The 18,869-nt window shown below is 63.1% G+C and carries 17 protein-coding genes; 7 read left to right on the top strand and 10 right to left on the bottom strand.

Features of this window, described 5'->3' with window-relative positions:
• Nucleotide 1: 1 nt before the first annotated feature.
• The 9 genes from B5V03_RS41030 to B5V03_RS40990 all read right to left on the bottom strand — a co-directional run bounded on the left by B5V03_RS41030 (nucleotide 2) and on the right by B5V03_RS40990 (nucleotide 9,658).
• Nucleotides 2-877 carry a formylglycine-generating enzyme family protein gene (locus B5V03_RS41030; RefSeq protein WP_206736251.1) on the bottom strand — a complete coding sequence of 292 codons (876 nt, stop codon included), beginning with the start codon at nucleotides 875-877 and terminating at the stop codon, nucleotides 2-4.
• A gap of 102 nt (nucleotides 878-979) precedes the next feature.
• The gene (locus tag B5V03_RS41025; RefSeq protein WP_129276085.1) at nucleotides 980-2,623 is read right to left on the bottom strand and encodes an arylsulfatase; all 1,644 of its coding nucleotides are present in this window, start codon (nucleotides 2,621-2,623) and stop codon (nucleotides 980-982) included.
• A 32-nt stretch (nucleotides 2,624-2,655) separates the two neighbouring features.
• Nucleotides 2,656-3,429 (bottom strand): GntR family transcriptional regulator, encoded by a 774-nt coding sequence (locus B5V03_RS41020; protein ID WP_129276084.1) that lies wholly within the window; start codon nucleotides 3,427-3,429, stop codon nucleotides 2,656-2,658.
• Nucleotides 3,430-3,433: 4 nt separating this feature from the next.
• A complete protein-coding gene (locus B5V03_RS41015) occupies nucleotides 3,434-4,486 on the bottom strand; it encodes an ABC transporter ATP-binding protein (RefSeq protein ID WP_206736250.1) in 1,053 nt (350 codons plus the stop codon).
• Nucleotides 4,483-5,322: a carbohydrate ABC transporter permease gene (locus B5V03_RS41010; RefSeq protein ID WP_129276083.1), complete on the bottom strand. Its 840-nt coding sequence runs from the start codon at nucleotides 5,320-5,322 to the stop codon at nucleotides 4,483-4,485. Before B5V03_RS41010 ends, B5V03_RS41015 begins: the two co-directional genes overlap by 4 nt.
• A complete protein-coding gene (locus tag B5V03_RS41005; protein ID WP_129276082.1) occupies nucleotides 5,319-6,254 on the bottom strand; it encodes a carbohydrate ABC transporter permease in 936 nt (311 codons plus the stop codon). Before B5V03_RS41005 ends, B5V03_RS41010 begins: the two co-directional genes overlap by 4 nt.
• Nucleotides 6,255-6,257: 3 nt before the next feature.
• A complete protein-coding gene (locus B5V03_RS41000; protein ID WP_164988649.1) occupies nucleotides 6,258-7,652 on the bottom strand; it encodes an ABC transporter substrate-binding protein in 1,395 nt (464 codons plus the stop codon).
• A 220-nt stretch (nucleotides 7,653-7,872) separates the two neighbouring features.
• Nucleotides 7,873-8,607 (bottom strand): SDR family NAD(P)-dependent oxidoreductase, encoded by a 735-nt coding sequence (locus tag B5V03_RS40995; protein WP_027519174.1) that lies wholly within the window; start codon nucleotides 8,605-8,607, stop codon nucleotides 7,873-7,875.
• 10 nt (nucleotides 8,608-8,617) lie between these two features.
• Entirely contained in the window at nucleotides 8,618-9,658 is a 1,041-nt protein-coding gene (locus B5V03_RS40990; RefSeq protein ID WP_129276080.1) for a LacI family DNA-binding transcriptional regulator, read from the bottom strand.
• Between the two features lie 191 nt (nucleotides 9,659-9,849).
• Here B5V03_RS40990 and B5V03_RS40985 point away from each other — a divergent pair, with 191 nt between their 5' ends.
• From B5V03_RS40985 to B5V03_RS40955, 7 genes are all read left to right on the top strand, one after another.
• Nucleotides 9,850-11,151: an ABC transporter substrate-binding protein gene (locus B5V03_RS40985; protein ID WP_164988648.1), complete on the top strand. Its 1,302-nt coding sequence runs from the start codon at nucleotides 9,850-9,852 to the stop codon at nucleotides 11,149-11,151.
• Nucleotides 11,152-11,213: 62 nt separating this feature from the next.
• The gene (locus tag B5V03_RS40980) at nucleotides 11,214-12,101 is read left to right on the top strand and encodes a carbohydrate ABC transporter permease (protein ID WP_129276078.1); all 888 of its coding nucleotides are present in this window, start codon (nucleotides 11,214-11,216) and stop codon (nucleotides 12,099-12,101) included.
• Between the two features lie 4 nt (nucleotides 12,102-12,105).
• The gene (locus tag B5V03_RS40975) at nucleotides 12,106-12,933 is read left to right on the top strand and encodes a carbohydrate ABC transporter permease (RefSeq protein ID WP_129276077.1); all 828 of its coding nucleotides are present in this window, start codon (nucleotides 12,106-12,108) and stop codon (nucleotides 12,931-12,933) included.
• 7 nt (nucleotides 12,934-12,940) lie between these two features.
• Nucleotides 12,941-13,945 carry a zinc-dependent alcohol dehydrogenase family protein gene (locus B5V03_RS40970; protein WP_129276076.1) on the top strand — a complete coding sequence of 335 codons (1,005 nt, stop codon included), beginning with the start codon at nucleotides 12,941-12,943 and terminating at the stop codon, nucleotides 13,943-13,945.
• A 6-nt stretch (nucleotides 13,946-13,951) separates the two neighbouring features.
• Nucleotides 13,952-15,025: an ABC transporter ATP-binding protein gene (locus B5V03_RS40965; protein WP_129276075.1), complete on the top strand. Its 1,074-nt coding sequence runs from the start codon at nucleotides 13,952-13,954 to the stop codon at nucleotides 15,023-15,025.
• The gene (locus tag B5V03_RS40960; protein ID WP_129276074.1) at nucleotides 15,022-15,981 is read left to right on the top strand and encodes a sugar kinase; all 960 of its coding nucleotides are present in this window, start codon (nucleotides 15,022-15,024) and stop codon (nucleotides 15,979-15,981) included. Before B5V03_RS40965 ends, B5V03_RS40960 begins: the two co-directional genes overlap by 4 nt.
• Entirely contained in the window at nucleotides 15,978-17,015 is a 1,038-nt protein-coding gene (locus B5V03_RS40955; RefSeq protein WP_129276073.1) for a tagatose 1,6-diphosphate aldolase, read from the top strand. Before B5V03_RS40960 ends, B5V03_RS40955 begins: the two co-directional genes overlap by 4 nt.
• Before the next feature lie 176 nt (nucleotides 17,016-17,191).
• Here the strand turns inward: B5V03_RS40955 and B5V03_RS40950 are convergent, their stop codons facing one another.
• The gene (locus tag B5V03_RS40950) at nucleotides 17,192-18,820 is read right to left on the bottom strand and encodes an AMP-binding protein (RefSeq protein ID WP_129276072.1); all 1,629 of its coding nucleotides are present in this window, start codon (nucleotides 18,818-18,820) and stop codon (nucleotides 17,192-17,194) included.
• Nucleotides 18,821-18,869 lie beyond the last annotated feature (49 nt).

Raw genomic sequence — 18,869 nt, 5'->3', positions numbered from 1 at the left:
ACTACGCCGGATCCCGCAACGGCTCGGTACGCACGACGCGGAAGCCGATATTGCTCGACGAAGAGTTGGGCGTATTAGAGCTTCGCGCCGCGACGCGGTAGCGGTTGCAGTAGGATTCCTGGCAGAGGAAGGATCCGCCGCGCATCGAACGGTTCGGAGCCGGTTCGCGGTTCAAGGGATCGTTAGATGTGGTGAGGCGGTGATAGCTCGGCGAAAAATAGTCCTCGCACCATTCCCAGACGTTTCCGGCCACATTGTGCAGACCGTATCCGTTTGGGGCGAATGCATGAACGGGCGCTGTACCAAAATAGCTATCATCCATGGTATTGCGGTCGGGAAAGTTGCCCTGCCAGATGTTGCAGCGATGCTCGCCGTCGGGCTGCAGCTGGTTGCCCCAGGGATAGGTGGCCTGGTCCAACCCGCCGCGCGCGGCCATCTCCCATTCCGCTTCGGTCGGCAGCCGCGTCCCTGACCATGCGCAGTAAGCCTGTGCGTCGTTCCAGGAGACGTGGACGACGGGGTGGTCGAGCCGGTCGAGAATGCTGCTCGCCGGTCCCTCTGGCTGTGCCCAATATGCGCGCAGCACCGCAAGCCACCATGGTGTCTCCTGAACGCGTGTCAATTGGACGGTGCGCGTCTCTTCCGGCAACAAGCCTCCAAAGACAAAACTCCAGCCGTAGCGTTCGGCCTCGGTCGTATAGCCCGTAGCGCGGACGAAGTCGCCGAACTGCAGATTGCTCACGGCATGACAGGCGATGGCGAACGGCGACAAGGTGACCGGCCGCACCGGGCCCTCGCCATCTTCGACAAACCTTTTGTCGGCCGAACCCATGTGGAAGGTGCCACCGAGCAATGAGCTCCAGCGGCGCTGGATCATCGTCGGACCAGGGGGGATAGCTCCTTGCGCCTCGCTGGACGGCGCCGACTCCTTGCCGGCGTCGCCTCGGGTGCAGCAATGTGAACGATCCCCGGTCATGAGTTATTTCTGCTTCTCTTCTTCCCAGAAGGCCGTGCCGCCTTCCGCCTTCATCAATTCGAGAATCTTCTCGCGCGGGATCACGCCGCAACGATTGGCCCATTGCTGATACTGCGCCGTCAACTCGCGGACGCGATCCGGATGTTGCGCGGCCAGATCGTTCATCTCGGTGCGGTCGGTTTCCATGTCGTAGAGTTCCCAAGGGCCAGGATATTTCCGCACCAGCTTCCACTTGCCGGTGCGCACAGCCGCATTGCCTTCGTGCTCCCAGAACAGCGGGCCCCGATTGCCATAAGCTGCCCCGAATGATGGCACCAGGCTCTCGCCCTCGCAGGGCAAAATAGTGTTGCCGTTGTATTCACTGGGGTAGGTGGCACCGGTGACGTCAAGAATGGTCGCCATCACGTCGGTGAGCTGGCTTGGATTGTGCCGCAGGCCGCCCTTTTCGGAGATGCCGCGCGGCCAGTGCACAATGAACGGCGTGGCGATACCGCCCTCGTGAACCCAGTGCTTATAGAGCCGGAACGGGGTGTTGGAGAGATTGGCCCAGGCGGTGCCGTAGCTCTGGTAAGTGTCCTCGCCGCCGGGCATAAGGCTTGGATCGTTGCCGAAGCGCACCGGCCTGCCGTCGCGGGTCTTTGCCTGCGCGATCATGAGCTGGTCGACCAGCTCCTTCGCAGTGACGCCTTCCGGAATGTTCTCGGCGCAGGCGCCGTTGTCCGAGAGGAAGATGATCAGCGTGTTGTCCATCTGGCCGGTTTCTTCCAGCGCCTTCAGGATACGCCCGATGCCCTGGTCCATCCGGTCGATCTGGGCCGCGTACACCTCCATGCAGCGCAGCGTCCATTCGCGCTGCTCGGCGTCGGTCCACGCGGGCTGGGTCGGATCACGATCGGTGAGGCGCCAGTTCGGATGGATGATGCCGTCCTCCACGAGGCGCTTGAGGCGCTCCTCGCGTAGCTTGTCCCAGCCGGCGTCGAAGCGGCCCTTGTATTTTGCTATGTCCTCGTCATGGGCGTGGAGCGGCCAGTGCGGGGCGGTATAGGCGACGTACTGGAAGAACGGCGCGCCGGGCTTTTCCGCCCTGTGCTCACGGATGAAGGTGGCCGCCTGGTCGCTGATCGCATCCGTATAGAAGAACGACGGGTCCTTAACCGGCTCGTGTTCGATATTGTCGTTGCCGCGGGTTAGCGTATTCGGGTGATAGAAGCTGCCGGCACCGATGATGGTGCCATAGAAATGGTCGAAGCCGCGCTGCATCGGCCAGGCGTCGGTCGGCTCGGTGAGGGTGCTGGCGATATGCCACTTGCCGCTGAGATAGCTCGTATAATTCCTGCTCTTGAGCGCTTCGGCGATCGTCACGCAACTCTTGTTCAGATTGCCGGCATAGCCTTCCGGACCGTTGCTGTAGGTGAGGATGCCGATGCCGGTCTGGTGCGGATGCAGGCCGGTCAGCAGCGAGGCGCGAGACGGGCTGCAGCGCGCGGTGTTGTAGAACTGAGAGTAACGCAGCCCGTTCGCCGCAAGACGATCGAGGTTCGGCGTCTGGATCTCGCCGCCGTAACAGCCAATGTCCGAAAAGCCCATGTCGTCGTTGAGGATGAGCAGGATGTTGGGGCTCTCGGAAGTTTTGGCGCCATTCGGCATGTTTGTGTCCTCGTTTTTGGCGTGTGGCGATCTTAGTGGCGGCGCGTCAGGCTGATGCTCAGGCGGAAATATTTCGGCAGATAAACGGCGCGGAGAAGCTCCAGCGCCCGTCCGTCCTTGCTGAAGGTGACGCGCTCGATCGCGAGCAGGGGCGATCCGACCTTCACGCCGAGCAGTTTTGCGCTGCTGGCATCAGCGAGATCGGCGCTGATGGTCTGCTGCGCGTCCTTGATGGCGAAGCCGAGTTCGTCCTCGAAAACGCGATACATAATGATCGATATCAGATCCCGTTTCTCGAGCTCGAGACCGATGTCCGGCGGATAGAAGGCGTGCTCGATCGCGATCGGTGTGTCATCCGCGAACCGCAGACGCCTAAGTTGCCAGACGGCGCGCTCACGCAGCTGCTCGCGAACGGCGGGATCATGGCGGTTGGTCATACCCTGCTGCAGGATCTTTGCACCGGCCTGATAGCCAGCGTCGCGGATGGTTTCCGAAAAACCCATGAGGTGGCCGACCCAGTTTTCGGGCTGGTTCGAGCGCAGAAAAGTGCCGCGGCCGCGTGAGCGGTCGAACATGCCTTCGTTCACCAGCGGCGCGATGGCATTGCGGATGGTGATGCGGCTGACGCTGAAATGACGGCCGAGCTCGGCCTCGGTCATCAGGCGGCCGGTGGCGTCGATCAGCTTGCCGTCCCGAACCTGACTGCGAATGGACTCGCGAATCTGGACGTGCAGGGGCGTCGAGCCTTCCGCGACGACATCGCTGCCGAGCGGAGCGGACTTCTTCTTGTGGGTTTGAACAGCCATGGTGTCAGAGCCGCATGCGGGTCGTGGGATCGAACAAGTGAATGTCCTGGGGACGGGTGGTGATCGAGATGGTCTCGCCTTCGCCGGGGATGTTGCCGTCGCTGACGCGCATGCGGATCATGATGCCGGCGCAGTCGAGGTCGAGCACGGCGGTATCTCCGAGGTCCTCGATCAGGTCGACGCGCGCGCCGAGTCCGCCCTCCGTCATGCGCAGGGCGCCGGGACGAAACCCGACCACCACATCACGCTCGCCCGCGGTTGTGGTGGTCGTCTTGAGACGATGCCCGGCAATGATCACGTCGCCGTCGACATAGCGGGCGGGGACGAGGTTCATCGGGGGATTGCCGATGAAGCCGGCGATATCAATCGAGTTCGGGCGCGCGAACACTTCTGCGGGCGTGCCGATCTGCTGGATCTCGCCTGACATGAACACCGCCATGCGGTCGGCCAGCGTCATGGCCTCTTCCTGGTCATGGGTGACGTAGACCGCGGTGACGCCCAGGGAGCGCTGCAACTTCTTTAATTCGGCCCGGGTCTCCAGCCGAAGCTTGGCGTCAAGGTTGGAGAGGGGTTCGTCGAGCAGGAACAAGCGCGCCTTGCGCACGATCGCGCGGGCGAGTGCGCAGCGCTGCTGCTGACCGCCCGAGAGCTGGCCCGGCTTCCGGTCCAGAAGGTGGTCGATCTTCACTTTTCTTGCTGCTTCGTGCACGGCGGAAGCAATTTCGGCCTTCGGAAGCCTGGCCATCTCGAGTGGGAAGGCGATGTTCTCGGCGACGGTCATGTGCGGATAGAGCGCGTAGCTTTGAAACACCATGGCGATGTCACGATCGCGCGCGTCAGTCGAGGTGACGTCCTTGTCGTCGATCAGCACTCGGCCGGCGGTCGGCGCATCGAGACCGGCAAGGATGCGCAGCGTCGTGCTCTTGCCGGAGCCGGACGGGCCGAGCAGGGCAAAAAACTCGCCCGGCTTGATTTCGAAATTGACGCCCTTGAGCGCGGCGAACTCGCCGTGCATCTTGACGATGTTGCGAAAACTGACCTGACCCTGGCCGCTCATCGGCGCCCTCCGCCTTTGACTGCACCGACCGTCAGACCCTTCACGATGTGCTTCTGCGCGACTACTCCGAGCACGACTACAGGAAGCATGGCCAGGACCGAGACAGCTGCGAGCTTGGCCCACAGCGTCTGCTCGACGGAGACGAAGTTGAACATGGCGACCGTGACCGGACGCACCGTGTTACCGCTGAGCACGACCGCGAACAGAAATTCGTTCCAGGCATTGAGGAATACGAACACGACGGTGACGGCGATGCCGCCGCGGACCTGCGGGATGATGATGAGCCACAGCGTCTTGAGCCTGCTGGCGCCGTCGAGATAGGCGGCTTCCTCCATCTCGAAGGGAATGTCCTCGAAATAGGATACCAGCAGCCAGATCGCGAAAGGCAGGGAGAACGACAGGTAGATCAGGATGATGCCCTGATAGGTATCGATCCAGCCGATGTTCCGCAGCACCAAGAAATAGGGGATGATGATGCCGACTGGCGGCAGCATCTGTGTCGCCAGGACATAGAAGCCCGCGAACTTCTTGCCGCGAAAGCGCAGCCGCGCCAGCGCATAGGCCGCAGGCACCGCCATCAACATGGTCACGATAGTAGTGCCGACCGAGATGATGGCACTCGAAAGGAGGTTCGGGAGGATCGATCCGGAGCCGAACAGCACGTCGCGATAGGCCTCCAGCGTCGGCGAGAAAACCAGCTTGGGCGGATAGGCCAATACGTCGGAATCGGTCTTGAGCGAGTTCAGCACGCTCCAGATGATCGGGAACGCCCAGGCCAGCAGGAAGACCATGGAAAACGCGAGCAGGGCGATGGCGCGGAGGCGCTTTGCCGTCACTTTGCCCTCCGCAGAGCAAACAGGATGCCGGAGATGATGATGGTCACGATCAGCAGCGCCACCGCCAGCGCCGCACCGTACCCGATTGACAACTCAGTGAAGGATTTCCTGTAGGCGTAGAGGTTGAGGATCTCGGTCGCGGTCCCGGGCCCGCCGGCCGTGACGGTGAAGATCGCCGCGAACGCCGTCAGCGCCACCATCGTCCGCATGATGACGACCATCACGATCGCGGGCCGCAGCAAGGGTAGGGTGATGCGGCGGAAGCGCTGCCAGGCCGAGGCACGATCGAGCCGCGCGGCCTCATAGATGTCCTCGGGCAGTGAGGCCAGCGAGGCCAGCAGCACCATGAACGCGAACGGCGTCCATTGCCAGGTATGGATTGCGATCACCGAGACCATCGCAAGCGTGGGATCGCCGAGCCAGTTCTTGCTGCCGAGACCGGCGTTGATGGCGAGAAAGTCGACGATGCCGAATTCCGGCGCCAGCATGAAGGTGCGCCAGATCATGCCGACGACGGCCGGCGACAGCACGACAGGCAGGATCGCGATGACACGAAACCAGCCCTGGCCGCGCTTCATGTCTATGACCAGCAAGGCGAGCGCCAGCCCGATGATGACCTGGAGCGCGACGGTCGAGCCGGTGTAGACGAGGCTTACCAGCAGCGACGTCCAGAAGCGCTCGTCGGAGAGCAGCACCTGATAGTTCTCGAATCCGACGAAGCCGTTGGTGAACGGCATCGCCAGATCCATCCGGAACGCGCTGGTATAGACCAAGAAGAGCAGCGGAAACGTCGTCGTGGCAAGCAGGGCGAGAAATGCCGGCGCAAGCAAGGCTGCTGCGAACCGGCGCTCGCGCTGCGCCAGGATGCGGCCGAAATCGCTGCGAGGCGCCTCGCTCGCGATCCCGGCCGATGTCACCACTGTGGTCGCCATGGATCAGCCGCGCATCATCGGTTCGATGCGGCGTTGCGCATCGTCGAGTGCGGCCTTGATCGTGGCCTGGCCCGAGAGGGCCGACTGGATCGCAGTTGCCATGGTGTCGCCGATCGCCGGCCATTGTGGCACGCGCGGCCGCCAGTCGACGTCGGTGTCCTCCTGCAGGGCGCCCATCGTAGCCTCGACGAAGTTCTCACCAAAGCCGTTCATCAGCTTGATGTAGTCGGGATCCTTCCAGACTGAGGTGCGGTTGACGCCAGAACGCTTGGTCGGACCTGCAAAACGATGTGCGGTGCGGGCCTGGGTTTCGGCGCTGGCGGCCCACTGGATAAAAAGCCAGGTCGCCTTTCGCTTCTTTTCCGGCAGCGCGGAATTGATCGGGAAGCCCCAGTTCCAGATCGAGGTGGTGCGCTTGCCCGACGGGCCTTTCGGCCAGCGTGCATAGGCGACCTTGCCGATGACCCTGGACTTCTCGGGATTGTTGATAACGGAGGCCGAGGAATGCGCGTCGATGTAGCTTGCGACCGTTCCTTGCGAGAACGCATCGGCAATATCGGGCCAGTTCCAGTTCGCGGCCGCCGTCGGCGCGTACTTCTTCATGATGTCGATATACCAGGCGAGCGCCGCCTCGGCCTCGGGGCCATTGACGGTGAGCTTGCCGCCCTTCATCCAGTCGCCGCCGAACTCTCGAAAAATCGACGGATAGATGTACATGTTCTGGCCGGCACCGGCGACGCCGCGCAGCGCTGCGCCCCAGATGCGGTCGTTCGGCGTGTTCAGCGCCGCGGCGTTGGACATGTAGGCCTCTAACGTGTCGGCCGGCTTCAGGCCCTTCGCGTCATAGAGATCCTTGCGATAGACCTGAATGGTGACTTCGCCGTCATAGGGCATCCCGTAGAGCTTGCCGTCGATGCCGTTGGCGCTGCGCCAGGCTGGAATGATGTCATCAAGCTTGAACCAGGCCTGGTCGGTCAGCGACTTGTCGTTCAGATAGGTGTCGAGCGGCTCGACCCATTTGTTCGCGGCGTAGAGCGCGTAATACATGGGGTCGGCGGCGTGGGTCGCGTAGGTACCGGTCTTCGAGGTCAGGTCGATGACGCTCTTCTGCCGGATCTGCGCCGGGGGGATCTTTTCAAAACGGACATCAATGCCGGTCAGCGCCTTGAACTGAGGCGCCAGCGTGATCAGGTTTTCGAAGTAGCTCGCCGGGATAACCGCGACAGTGATTGTTTCGCCTGATACCTGCTGCCAATCGATCTTGGCGGACTTGTATGGCGCGAGGTCGGCATCCTGCGCGGCGGCCTGTCGGAGAAGAGTAGGTCCAAACGTCGCCAGAGCCGCTGCCGCGGTTCCGGTTTTGATGAGCGTTCGTCGCGTCGGCTTGAATGACGTCATACGGTCCTCCCGAAAATCCGGATTTTGCGCTCCGGTTAGTAAGGACATTTGCCGAAATGTTATAACAAGTCAACCGCGGCAAGGTTGCCACTCGTCGTTGCCATAGGACGTCATCTTGCGCGCCTCGGAACTGCGGCGCTCGCTTCCAGAGATGGTTTGAAGCCGACGATGCGCCGCTTGACGTATCCGTTGATGTCCAGCCGCCGGTGCTCGCGCGACGTCAACCTGCGAGAAACCCGCCATCCACAGCAACGACGGTACCGGTCGCATATTGCGACGCCGGCATGCAGAGGAACGCGACGGCGCCGGCAATATCTTCCGGCTGTCCCCACCGCTTGAACGCGGTGCGGTCGGCGATGCGCTGGTAATGCGCGAGATCAGTCCGGCCGGCGGCGTTGATCGCGGTCTCGATATAGCCCGGCGCAACTGCGTTGACGCGAATGCCCTCTTCGGCCCACTTCAAGGCGAGTGCCTTGGTCAACATCACGACGCCACCCTTACTGGCGCAATAGGCGGGGATACGCGGTAGCGCCAAAACCGCGTTCATCGAGGCGATGTTGACGATCGATCCCTTTGCCTCCGCAAGCAGCGCGCGAAAAGCCATGCAGGTCCGGAAGGTGCCGGTGAGATTGACATCGAGAACCTTCACGAAAGTCTCGATCTCGAATTCTTTGTCGCGGGCGAGAATCCCGGCGCAATTGACGAGCGCGTCGACCCGCTTGTACTTGTTGGCGAAGAATTTGACGGCCGCATCATCGGTGACGTCGAGCGTCCCGAGCGTGAGGCCCGCGCGCGGCTTGAGGAGTGTGCGGGCGAGATCGGCATCGTTGGCGCCGGTTGCGGTCACCGTCGCGCCGAGATCGCAAAACTGGTTGCTGATTGCTGCGCCAATGTCGCCGGCGCCCCCGATCACGATGGCATGAAAGCCGGAGGCTAGAGAGAAATTCAAACTCATCGGGACTGTCTCACTTCAGGGATTTTGGAGGCGGCGCCGTCGACTCGCGGACCACCAGTGAAAAGTCGATCTCGCGGTGCATGATGGTCTGCTCGCCGGCGAGGCTGCGCACCAGATATTCGCCGGCGCGTTGCCAGGTTTCTCCGGTCGGAACGTAAATCGTGGTCAGGCTCGGTCGCAGATGGCGGCTCCAGTCGAGATCGTCGAACCCAACGACCGACAGATCGCGTGGTACCGAAAAGCCGCTGCGTTCCGCCTCGAGCAGCACGCCGTAGGCGATGACATCGTTGCCGCACACTACGGCTGTGGGACGATCCTTGAGACCCAGGAGATAGCGCGCCGCTTCGCGGGCGTCGTCCAGCGTATAGGGCACCTCGACATGCCATTGCGACCGCAGTTCGAGGCCGCTCTCGGTCAGCGCGCGGCGAAAGCCGGCAACGCGAGCGCTGGCACGGTCGTTGTTGCGCTGGAGAGCCGAGACGATCCCGATGCGGCGATGGCCGAGTTCGATGACATGGGCGGCGGCGCGATGGGCGCCCGCTTCGTTGTCGGTGCCGACGCAAGGGTAGGGCCGGTCGGGCTGGTATATGCCCACATTGATGAACGGCACTGCGTTGTCCGCGAGCAGCTTGCGCAAGCCCTCGTGATGGCAGTCGCCGCGCAGCACCAGGCCGTCGACGCCGCGGCTAATCAGATTGCGCGCCTGCTGCAATTCGACGTCAAGATCGTAGCCGCTCGTCGTGAGGAACAGCATGTATCCGACCGACGACAGATAGTGCTGCAGCGAAGCGATGCCGCGCGCGAACATCGTGTTGTCGATGGTCGGCACGATCGCGCCAAGAGTGCGCGAGCGACGTGAGGACAGGATGCGCGCGGGCGCATGCGGGATGTAGCCGAGCGCGTCAATCGCCTGTTCGATGCGCACGCGCAGAGATGGGCTCACCGCATCCGGATTGTTGAGGGCACGAGAGACCGATGCGGTTGAGACGCCGGCGCGGGCGGCTACGGCGCGGATGCCATGTTTCACAGACTTGGCGTCGGTCAGTCCCATAAATGTAACGGTACATGTTGCACCGCAAATCCGGGCGGTGGTAAGAATCACATGTATTGCCGCAGATCACTCAGCTTGTCCAGCGCTTGACACGGCGAGCGTGCGGTCTAGTTTGTAACCGTTTTCAGATATGCACGAACTTATTCGAAATGGTCCGCCAGCTTAAGGCGGCCAGCCGGGAGGAGAGTCCAATGAAGGCCAGGATGCTCGCGACGCATCTCTCGTTGCCCGTTCTCGCGATCGCCGCTGTTGGCGCGCCCTCGCACGCCGCCGATTACGACTGGATGAAGTTCAAGGGCAAGACCGTCACCTTTCTCGCCAACAACAATCCGGTCGCGCAGGCGCTCCTGACCTACAAGGTCGATTTCGAGAAGTTGACCGGCATGACCCTCAAGGTCGACGGTTATCAGGAACAGCAGATGCGCCAGCGTCTGGTGACCGTCATGAATGCGAACAGCGACGAGGTCGACGTGTTCATGACGCTGCCCTCGCGCGAGGGCGAGCAGTTCGCCGCCGCCGGCTGGTATGCCGACCTCACCACGATGGCCAAGAACGACGTGGCCAAGGACTACGATCCGGCCGGGCTCAGCCAAGCCCTGCTGAAGGCGGCGACCTTCAACGGCAAGCTCACCAGCATGCCGATGAATCTCGAAGGGCCGATCTTCTATTACCGCACCGACATCTTCAAGAACTGCGGTCTCGAGGCGCCGAAGACCATCAAGGACGTCGAAGCCGCCGCCGAAAAGATCAAGACCTGCGACAGCGCGGTGACGCCGTTCGTCTCGCGCGGCCTCAAGCCCGCGGTCGCCTACACCTTCAGCAACATGCTGCACAATGTCGGCGGCACCTATATCGCCAACGGCAAGTCGAACCTGTGCTCCGCCAAGGGCAAGGAAGCGCTCGAAACCTATAGCCGGCTGCTGCGCGACTTCGGTCCGCCTGGCGTCGTCAATTACAGCTTCCAGCAGATTTCGGCGCTCTATCGCAGCGGCCGCGCCGCAATGGCGTTTGAATCGTCCAACGAGCTTCGCACCGTCATGGACGGTGGCGCGCGGTTGAAGGACACCGGTCTTCTGCCGTTCCCGGCGGGTGAGGCCGGCCAGGTGCCGACCACGATCGGCTGGGGCATGGCGGTATCCTCGCACAGCAAGCAGCCGGATGCGGCCTGGTATTTCGTGCAGTGGGCGACCAGCCCCGAGGTGCAGAAGAAGATGGCGCTCCAGGGCATTGCCCCGCCGCGTCCATCGGTCGCCAAGGATCCCGAGTATCGTAAATGGATCGATGAGGAGCCGGTGCGCAAGGAATGGCAGGCCGCTCTCGACGTGCTCGCCACCAAGGGTTCCTCCGAGGTCGGCTATCCCATCGTCGCCAATCCGGAATCGCGCGAGTTCATCGGCCAGGCGGTGCAGGACCTGATCCTCAAGCAAAAGCCGATCGACCAGGCCTGCGCGGATGCCGACAAGGCGCTCGATGCGCTGATCGCCCAGAAGTAAGGACTTCATGCCGGCAGGCTCGCTGCATGCCGGCATTTCTCCCCACCTGAGGACGCGGACGGATGTCTGACTCGGCTGCGACACTCACGCAGGACCGGCAGAAGCTGGAAATGGCGGCGCTTTCAGCGCCGGCCGTGATCTTCACGGTTGCGATGATCGCGTTTCCGGTCGTCTATACGATCTGGCTAGGCTTCCAGACGTTTTCCTCGACCGGCAAGCAGTCCTTCGCAGGGCTTGCCAATTATTCCAAGCTGATCTCCGATTACGAATTCTGGCACGGGCTGTGGATCACCATAGCCCTCTTCGTGCTGTCGCTAGTGCTGCAACTCGTCTTCGGCGTCTGGCTGGCGTTGGTGCTGTTCCACGCCAAGCGGCTACCGGGCATCGTGCGCTCGTTGTTCATTTCGCCGTTCATGATGCCGCCGGTGGTCGCGGGCATGATGTGGCTGGTAATCCTCGATCCCTCGCTGGGTGCCGCCAACTATGTCTTGCAGTCGTTCGGCCTGCCCTCGTCGGACTGGCTGGCCTCGCCGTCCCTGGTCATTCCGACGGTGGCGCTGATCGACAGCTGGCAGTGGACGCCTTATGTCGCTCTGATCGTGCTGGGCGGGTTGCAATCCCTGCCGCCGAGTGTCTACGAGGCTGCCCAGATCGATGGCGCATCCCCATTCAAGACGTTTCAGCGCATCACGCTGCCGCTGCTGCTGCCGACCATTGTCACTGCCGCGATCCTGCGCAGCGTCGATCTCCTGCGCTTCTTTGACATCATCTACATCACCACCCAGGGCGGCCCGGGCAACGCCTCGAACACACTCAACATTTATGGGTTCCGGGTCGGTTTCGAGTTCTTCAACATCGGCTATGCCAGCGCCCTGATGCTGACACTGACGGCGATCGTGTTCGGCGCCGTGCTCGCCTTCAACCGCCTGCGCGGCGCAGTGGCGTGGTGATGTCATGAACGATGCCGCCAACACCGACCGCTGGATCCGCTGGCTCAACACGGTGCAGCTCGTGCTCGCCGGCATCATCATCATGGCGCCCACGGTCTGGATGGTGCTGTCCTCGTTCAAGCCGTCCTTCGAGGTCACCGCCTATCCGCCGACGCTGGTCTTCACACCGACGCTGGAGAATTACGCCGAGCTGACCAAGACCACGCCGTTCCTGAGTTATGCGCTCAACAGCCTCATCGTTACCGTCGGCTCGACCTCGCTCGGGCTGCTGTTCGGGATTCCCGCCGCCTTCGCCGTCTCCTGGACCCGGATTACGTGGCCGGCAATCCTGACGCTGGCGGCGCGCATGGCGCCCGGCACGCTGTTCCTGCTGCCGTGGTACGTCATGTTCCGGCAAATCGGCATGATCGGCTCCTACACCGCGTTGATCCTCAGCCACGCCGTCATCACGCTGCCGATCGTGATCTGGGTCTTGCTGCCGTCGTTCGATGCCATCCCGCGCAGTGTGTTCGAGGCTGCGCAAGTCGATGGATGCAGCGTCACGCGCATTCTCTGGCGCATCGCGATGCCGCTGGTGGCGTCGGGCGTCGCGGTCTCGGCGATCCTCGCCTTCGTCTTCTCGTGGAACTACTTCCTGTTTGCGCTGGTGCTCTCCAACGGCGACACCAAGACGCTGATCGCGGCGGCCTTCAACTTCATCGGCGAAGGCTCGACGCAATGGGGCGCCCTCATGGCCGCGGCGACGCTGATCGCCTTGCCGCCGCTGGTGCTGGCGGCCCTGGTTCAGCGCTGGCTGGTGTCCGGACTGACGCTCGGCGCGGTGAAAGGCTAGGTATTTGATGAATATGTCTCCCCGCTCGAATTCGATCATGCAGGCCGCGGTCTTCCACGGCGGCGACCGAATCACCATCGAGCGTGTGGCGATGCCCGAAATCGGCGCCGGCGAGGTGCTGGTCCGTGTCTCGCGAACGGCGCTGTGCGGCTCAGACTTCAAGCTCTGGCACAAGGGCGCCGAGTTCACCGCCGGCCACGAGATCTTCGGCGTCGTCGAGCAGCCAGGCCACAGTCTGCATGGCCGCCGCTGCGCCGTCTACATTCCCTTGCACTGCGATCACTGTGCCGCCTGCAAGCGCGGCGATACCCAGATGTGCCTCGAGGTCTCCAGCCTGATCGGCTGGAACAGGCCGGGCGGCTATGCCGAATACGTGCCCGTGCCGGAAAATTGTTTGCTGCCGGTACCCAATGATATCGAGGACAGCCTCGCGCCGCTGTTGCTCGACACCATCGGCACATCCGGCCACGCCGTACGGTTCGTCAGCCGCGTGGTGCCGGCGAACGAGGCCGGTCCGGCCCTCGTGATGGGGGCGGGGCCTGTCGGTCTCGGCGTCGTGCTGGCGCTTCGCGCGCTTGGCTACAACGACATTCATGTCGCCGATCCCAATGCGGCGCGGCTGAAGATCGCACAGTCCTTCGGCGCGAAGGCGCACCCGGTCGGCGACACCTCGAAGCGCTTCGCGCTCATCATGGAATGCTCGGGCGCCCATGCGGCGCGCAATCTCGGCATCGAGCTCGTGTTGCCGCGCGGCGCGCTGGTGCTGGTCGGCGAGAACGCCGCGCCATGGACCATCGAGGAGGGCAAGGTATTCCGCCGCAAGGATTTTTACATGATCCGGACCTTCTACTTCCCTGTCTCGGATTTCGAGCAGAATGTCGAGCTGCTGCGCAAGTACAAGGACGAATACCGCGTCCTCGTTGACGGCGAGTTCGGTCTTTCGGATCTCCCTGAAAACTTCGCGCGGTTCGCCAACGGCGAGCTGATCAAGCCTGTGCTGGCGCTGGACTAAGCGATCATGGCCTCGATCTCGATCCGCAATCTCACCAAGCGCTACGGTAATTTCACCGTGATCCCCGATCTCAATCTGGAGATCGCGGACCATGAATTCGTGGTGTTCGTCGGCCCATCCGGCTGCGGCAAGTCGACCTTGCTGCGCATCATCGCGGGCCTCGAGCCTATTTCGGGTGGAGACCTTTACATTGGCGACAAGCGCGTGAATGGCGTGCAGGCGGCCCAGCGCGATATCGCGATGGTGTTCCAGGATTACGCGCTCTATCCACACATGCGAGTCTACGACAACATGTCGTTTGCGCTGGAGCTGCGGGGAACGCCGAAAGCGGAAATCGACGCGCGGGTGAAGCGCGCCGCCGCGCTTTTGCACATCGAGCCTTATCTCGACCGCAAGCCGAAGGAGCTGTCCGGTGGCCAGCGCCAGCGCGTCGCCATGGGCCGCGCCATCGTGCGCAATCCCAAGGCGTTCCTGTTCGACGAGCCGCTGTCCAACCTCGACGCCAAGCTGCGCGGGCAGGTGCGGGCCGAGATCAAGGCACTCTCGCAGCAGTTGAAGACTACCATGGTCTTTGTCACCCATGACCAGATCGAGGCCATGACCATGGCCGACCGCATCGTGGTGCTCCAGAGCGGCGCGATCCAGCAATACGACACGCCGGAGACGGTCTACGAGCGACCCGCCAACCAGTTCGTCGCCGGCTTCATCGGCTCGCCCGCCATGAATTTCTTCGCGGTCGAGTGGCACGACGACTGCGCAATCCTCTCGCAAGGTGGTACGGCGGTGCCGGTGGACGGCGAGACCGCGAGTAGTCTGCGACGGGCCGGCAATGCCTTACTCGGCATTCGTCCCGAACATTTCACTGTCGCCACCAATGCTGCCGATGGCATTGCCATCGAGGTCAAGCTGGTCGAGCCGCTCGGCTCCGATACGCTAATCCATTTTGATCTCGCCGGTATCTCCGCGATCGCGCGGATCGACCCGTCGCTGCGACCGAAAGTCGGCGATCGCCTCGCGCTGCGCCCGCAGCCTGGCAAGACGCATCTGTTCGATGCCACCAACGGACAGGTCCTCCGGTGAGTACGTCAGCCAACATCGGCGATCTCTTGGCGCTAGCGGACGTCGGGTCCAAGGCCAGGCCCGTGCACGTGATCTGCCTTGGGCTCTCTGCGCTTGACCAGGTTTGGCGCGTCGATCGGCCGTTCGCGGGTGGAAGCGAGAAGATCAAAGCTGCCGCGTACGGCACGCTGGGCGGCGGCATGGCCGCCAATGCGAGCGTGGCGGTGGCGAAGCTCGGCGCGTCCGTCGCGTTCTGGGGGCGGGCAGGGAATGATGCCGCCGGCCACGAGATGAAGTCCGCCTTCGCCGCCGAAGGCGTCGACGTCGAGAATTTCCGGCTGTTTCCCGATGGCCGCTCCTCTGTCTCCGGAATTATCGTCGACAGCAGCGGCGAGCGGCAGATCGTGAACTTCCGCGGCCTTTTTCCTGAATCCGCGGATTGGCTTCCGCTCGAAGCAATCGGCCGCGCATCCTCCGTGCTGGCCGACCCGCGCTGGGTCGAGGGCGCCGCAACGCTGTTCCGCGAGGCGCGCTCGCGCGACGTTCCGACGGTGCTCGACGGCGACATGGCCGATGCCGAAGTGTTCGAGCGGCTGCTGCCCTTAACCGATCACGCCATCTTCTCCGAGCCGGCGCTTGCCGCCTTTGCCGGCTCCGCCGATGATAAATCTCTCGCAGCCCTCGCTCGCTTCGGCTGCCGCGTCATCGCCGTCACGCGTGGTGAGGGCGGCGTGAGCTGGTACCAGAACGGCCAGCTGCAGCGGCAGGTCGCCTACGCCGTCGAGGTCGTCGACACCACAGGCGCGGGCGATGTTTTTCACGGGGCCTACGCGTTGGCGATCGGCGCCGGCCTGGACGTGCGCGCCGCCGTGGCTTTTTCGGCAGCGACGGCCGCCATGAAATGCCGCCACGCTGGCGGCCGCAACGGAATCCCCGACATCAACGAGTGTCTTGCATTCATGAGGACGAAGCCATGAGAACGATTGGAAAGAACCGCGGCCTGGCGCGGCTTGCTGACGCGGACGGCCATTTTCGAATGGTCGCGCTGGACCAGCGGCCGCCCTTGTTCGATGCCATCGCGAAAGCAAAAGGCATCACGCGGGACCAGGTCGAGTATTCCGACGTCACGGCGGCCAAGCGTCTTCTGGTCGAGAATCTCGCGCCGCACTGCAGCTCGATGCTGTTCGACCCGAACTTTGCCGTGCCCGCCGCGATCGATCTGCTGCCGCCGCGCTGCGGCCTGATCATGACTCTGGAAGAGCACCGCGTCGAGGAGACCGCGGGCGGTCGCAAGTCGCGGGCCATCACCAACTGGAGCGTGGAGAAGATCCGCGCCATGGGCGGTGACGCGGTCAAGGTGCTGGCCTGGTACCGGCCAGACGCCGATGCCGCGGTGAACGAACACCAGAAGAAGTTCGTGCGCGAGATCGGCGAGGACTGCGCCCGCCACGACATTCCCTATGTTCTCGAGCTGCTGGTTTATCCGTTCCTGGGCAGCGTTGATCACACCGCTGATTACGTGGAATCGCCGGGCAAACTTCCCGGTCTGGTCATCGACAGCGTGCGCGAGTTTGCCAAGCCCGAATATGGCGTCGATCTCCTCAAGCTGGAGAGCCCGGTCGCGGCCAACGGCCTGCCGGCCAGTGACGGCAGCGGGGCAGCCAGAGCCGCGCAGATGGAGTTCGATGCAATCGGCGATATCTGCCGCGAGCGCAACATTCCTTGGGTGCTGCTGTCGGGCGGCGCTGCGCCGGCGAAATTCGAACGCGTGCTCGACTACTCTTATGCTGCAGGGGCGAGCGGCTTCCTGGCGGGCCGCACGATCTGGCTCGACGCCGTTCTAAAGAATTTTCCGGATCGCGCCGCGGTGTCTGCAAGTCTGCGCAACGACGGTCTCCACGTGCTCGAACGGCTCAGCCAGCTGACCACGGCCAAGGGCACGGCCTGGAAACCGCGCTATCCTGTGTTCACTGATATCAAGCAGGAGGGTGACTTCGCGCGCGCCTACTGAGCACGCCTATCGAGAAAGCATGTGAGGTCTTGAAAGAGGATGGATAAGAAATGCTCAGACGGTCGGATGCGGACTGATAAGGTTTGGTCGCAAATGGAGTCAGTTGGCCGACTGATAAGGTAATTGCCGAAAGCTTATCAGTACTATGTCGGGGACCCGACGCCCGCGCCTTTTGCCTAACGCGACGAGCGCACCGGCTCGCTCTTGATGACAATGCCTGCAGCATCGCGGTCGAAGGTGTCAGACGTCACTCCGTCTTTGCGCAACAGATACTTTTCGACCTTGTTGGTCGGCGTCTTTGGTAGATCCTCAAGGATGCGGATGTAGCGCGGGACCATGAAATGGGCCATTCGCGGCTTAAGAAAGTGGATGAGGTCCGCGGGGTCCAGCGTTTGTCCCTCCGCAAGCGAGACGGCGACCATCACGTCGTCCTCGCCATGCTCGCTCGGCACGGAGACGGCGGCAGCCTCCCGAATGGCGGGGTGCGCAGCGACTTCGAGCTCGACTTCAAACGATGAAATGTTCTCGCCGCGCCGGCGGATCGCGTCCTTGAACCGATCGACGAAGAAGAAATTGCCGTCCTGGTCGACGCGGAAGGCGTCACCGGTGTGAAACCAGCCGTTGCGCCAGGCGAGCGCGGTCGCTTCCGGCGCCTTGTTGTATCCGTGGTTCATGGCCCAGGGCGCGTCGGTGCGGAGGATCAGTTCCCCGATCTCGCCCGGCGCAACCTCGCAGTCGTGGGCGTCGACGAGACGCGCCTCGACGCCGGCCCGCGGCTTGCCGCAGGCTGCCGCAACGGTCGGGTTGGGGGCGGTCGACAGCGGGCAGGAGACCTCCGACATGTTGAAAAGCGTGTGCGTCGTGACGCCGTAGCGCTTGCCGAAGGCGATGCCTTCCTCGCTCAGTGGAATGACGGTGACGTGCTTGAGCGGGCTGTTCTTCTCATCGCCATCGTCGGTCCGCTTCACCAGGAAGCTTGCCATGACGCCGAGCAGGATCACCATCGTGGTCCCGGTCTTCGCGACCGTGGACCAGAACGTTCCGGTGTCGAAGCGATCGACCATGGCGATCGCGCCCCCGTTGATCAGCATGGCATAGCTCGGTCCCGTGCCGCCGACATGGAACAGGGGAAGGTTCACCATGAAGGTGTGGCTGGCTCCGAGATAGGGGATTCCATCCCGGTCCGCCGAGATGCCGCGCCCGGTGGCGTAGAGATGGGCGTAGGACGACAGCACGCCTTTCGAGGGGCCGGTCGTCCCGGAGGTGTAGATGATCGACTGCGTGTCCCACGGCGCGATCGGACGCTCGAGCGGTGGCGCATCGTCGGTCGTCGATTCGAGGGCGATCGATGGCAGCACGTCGAGCCCGGCGACGGGGCCCGGTTCACCCCCGATCACGACGATCTTGCGCAGCTCGCCCGTGTCTATGTCGGCAAGCCGCGGCAGCAGGCTCGCATGGATGACGGCGACGCTCGCGCCGGCGTTGTTCACGACGTGCTGAAGGATGCCGCCGCGATAGGCGGTGTTGATCGGAACGTACACGGCGCCGATCATGTTGATGCCGAACCAGGCGCGCAGGCATTCGCAGCCGTTCGGAAGCCAGACCATGACGGTGTCGCCCTGCTTCACGCCCAGCAGCTGCAGCGCGTTGCCGGTCCGTCTCGCCAGATGCAGCAGATCGCCGTATGTCAAGCGGCTACCGTCGTCGAAGGTCGCATAGACCTGATCGGGGGTCTCTCGTGCCCAGCGCTCGACCAGGTAACGGAGGACGCACTCCTCGGCGGCGGGAACCTTGTGGCTCGTCATCGAAACCTCCCTGCTTGTGTCCGTCGCGGCCGGACGCCGAAGGCGTGCC

Source organism: Bradyrhizobium betae (assembly GCF_004123905.1).
Lineage (GTDB): Bacteria > Pseudomonadota > Alphaproteobacteria > Rhizobiales > Xanthobacteraceae > Bradyrhizobium > Bradyrhizobium betae_A.
This window is presented reverse-complemented; position numbering and strand designations above follow the sequence as displayed.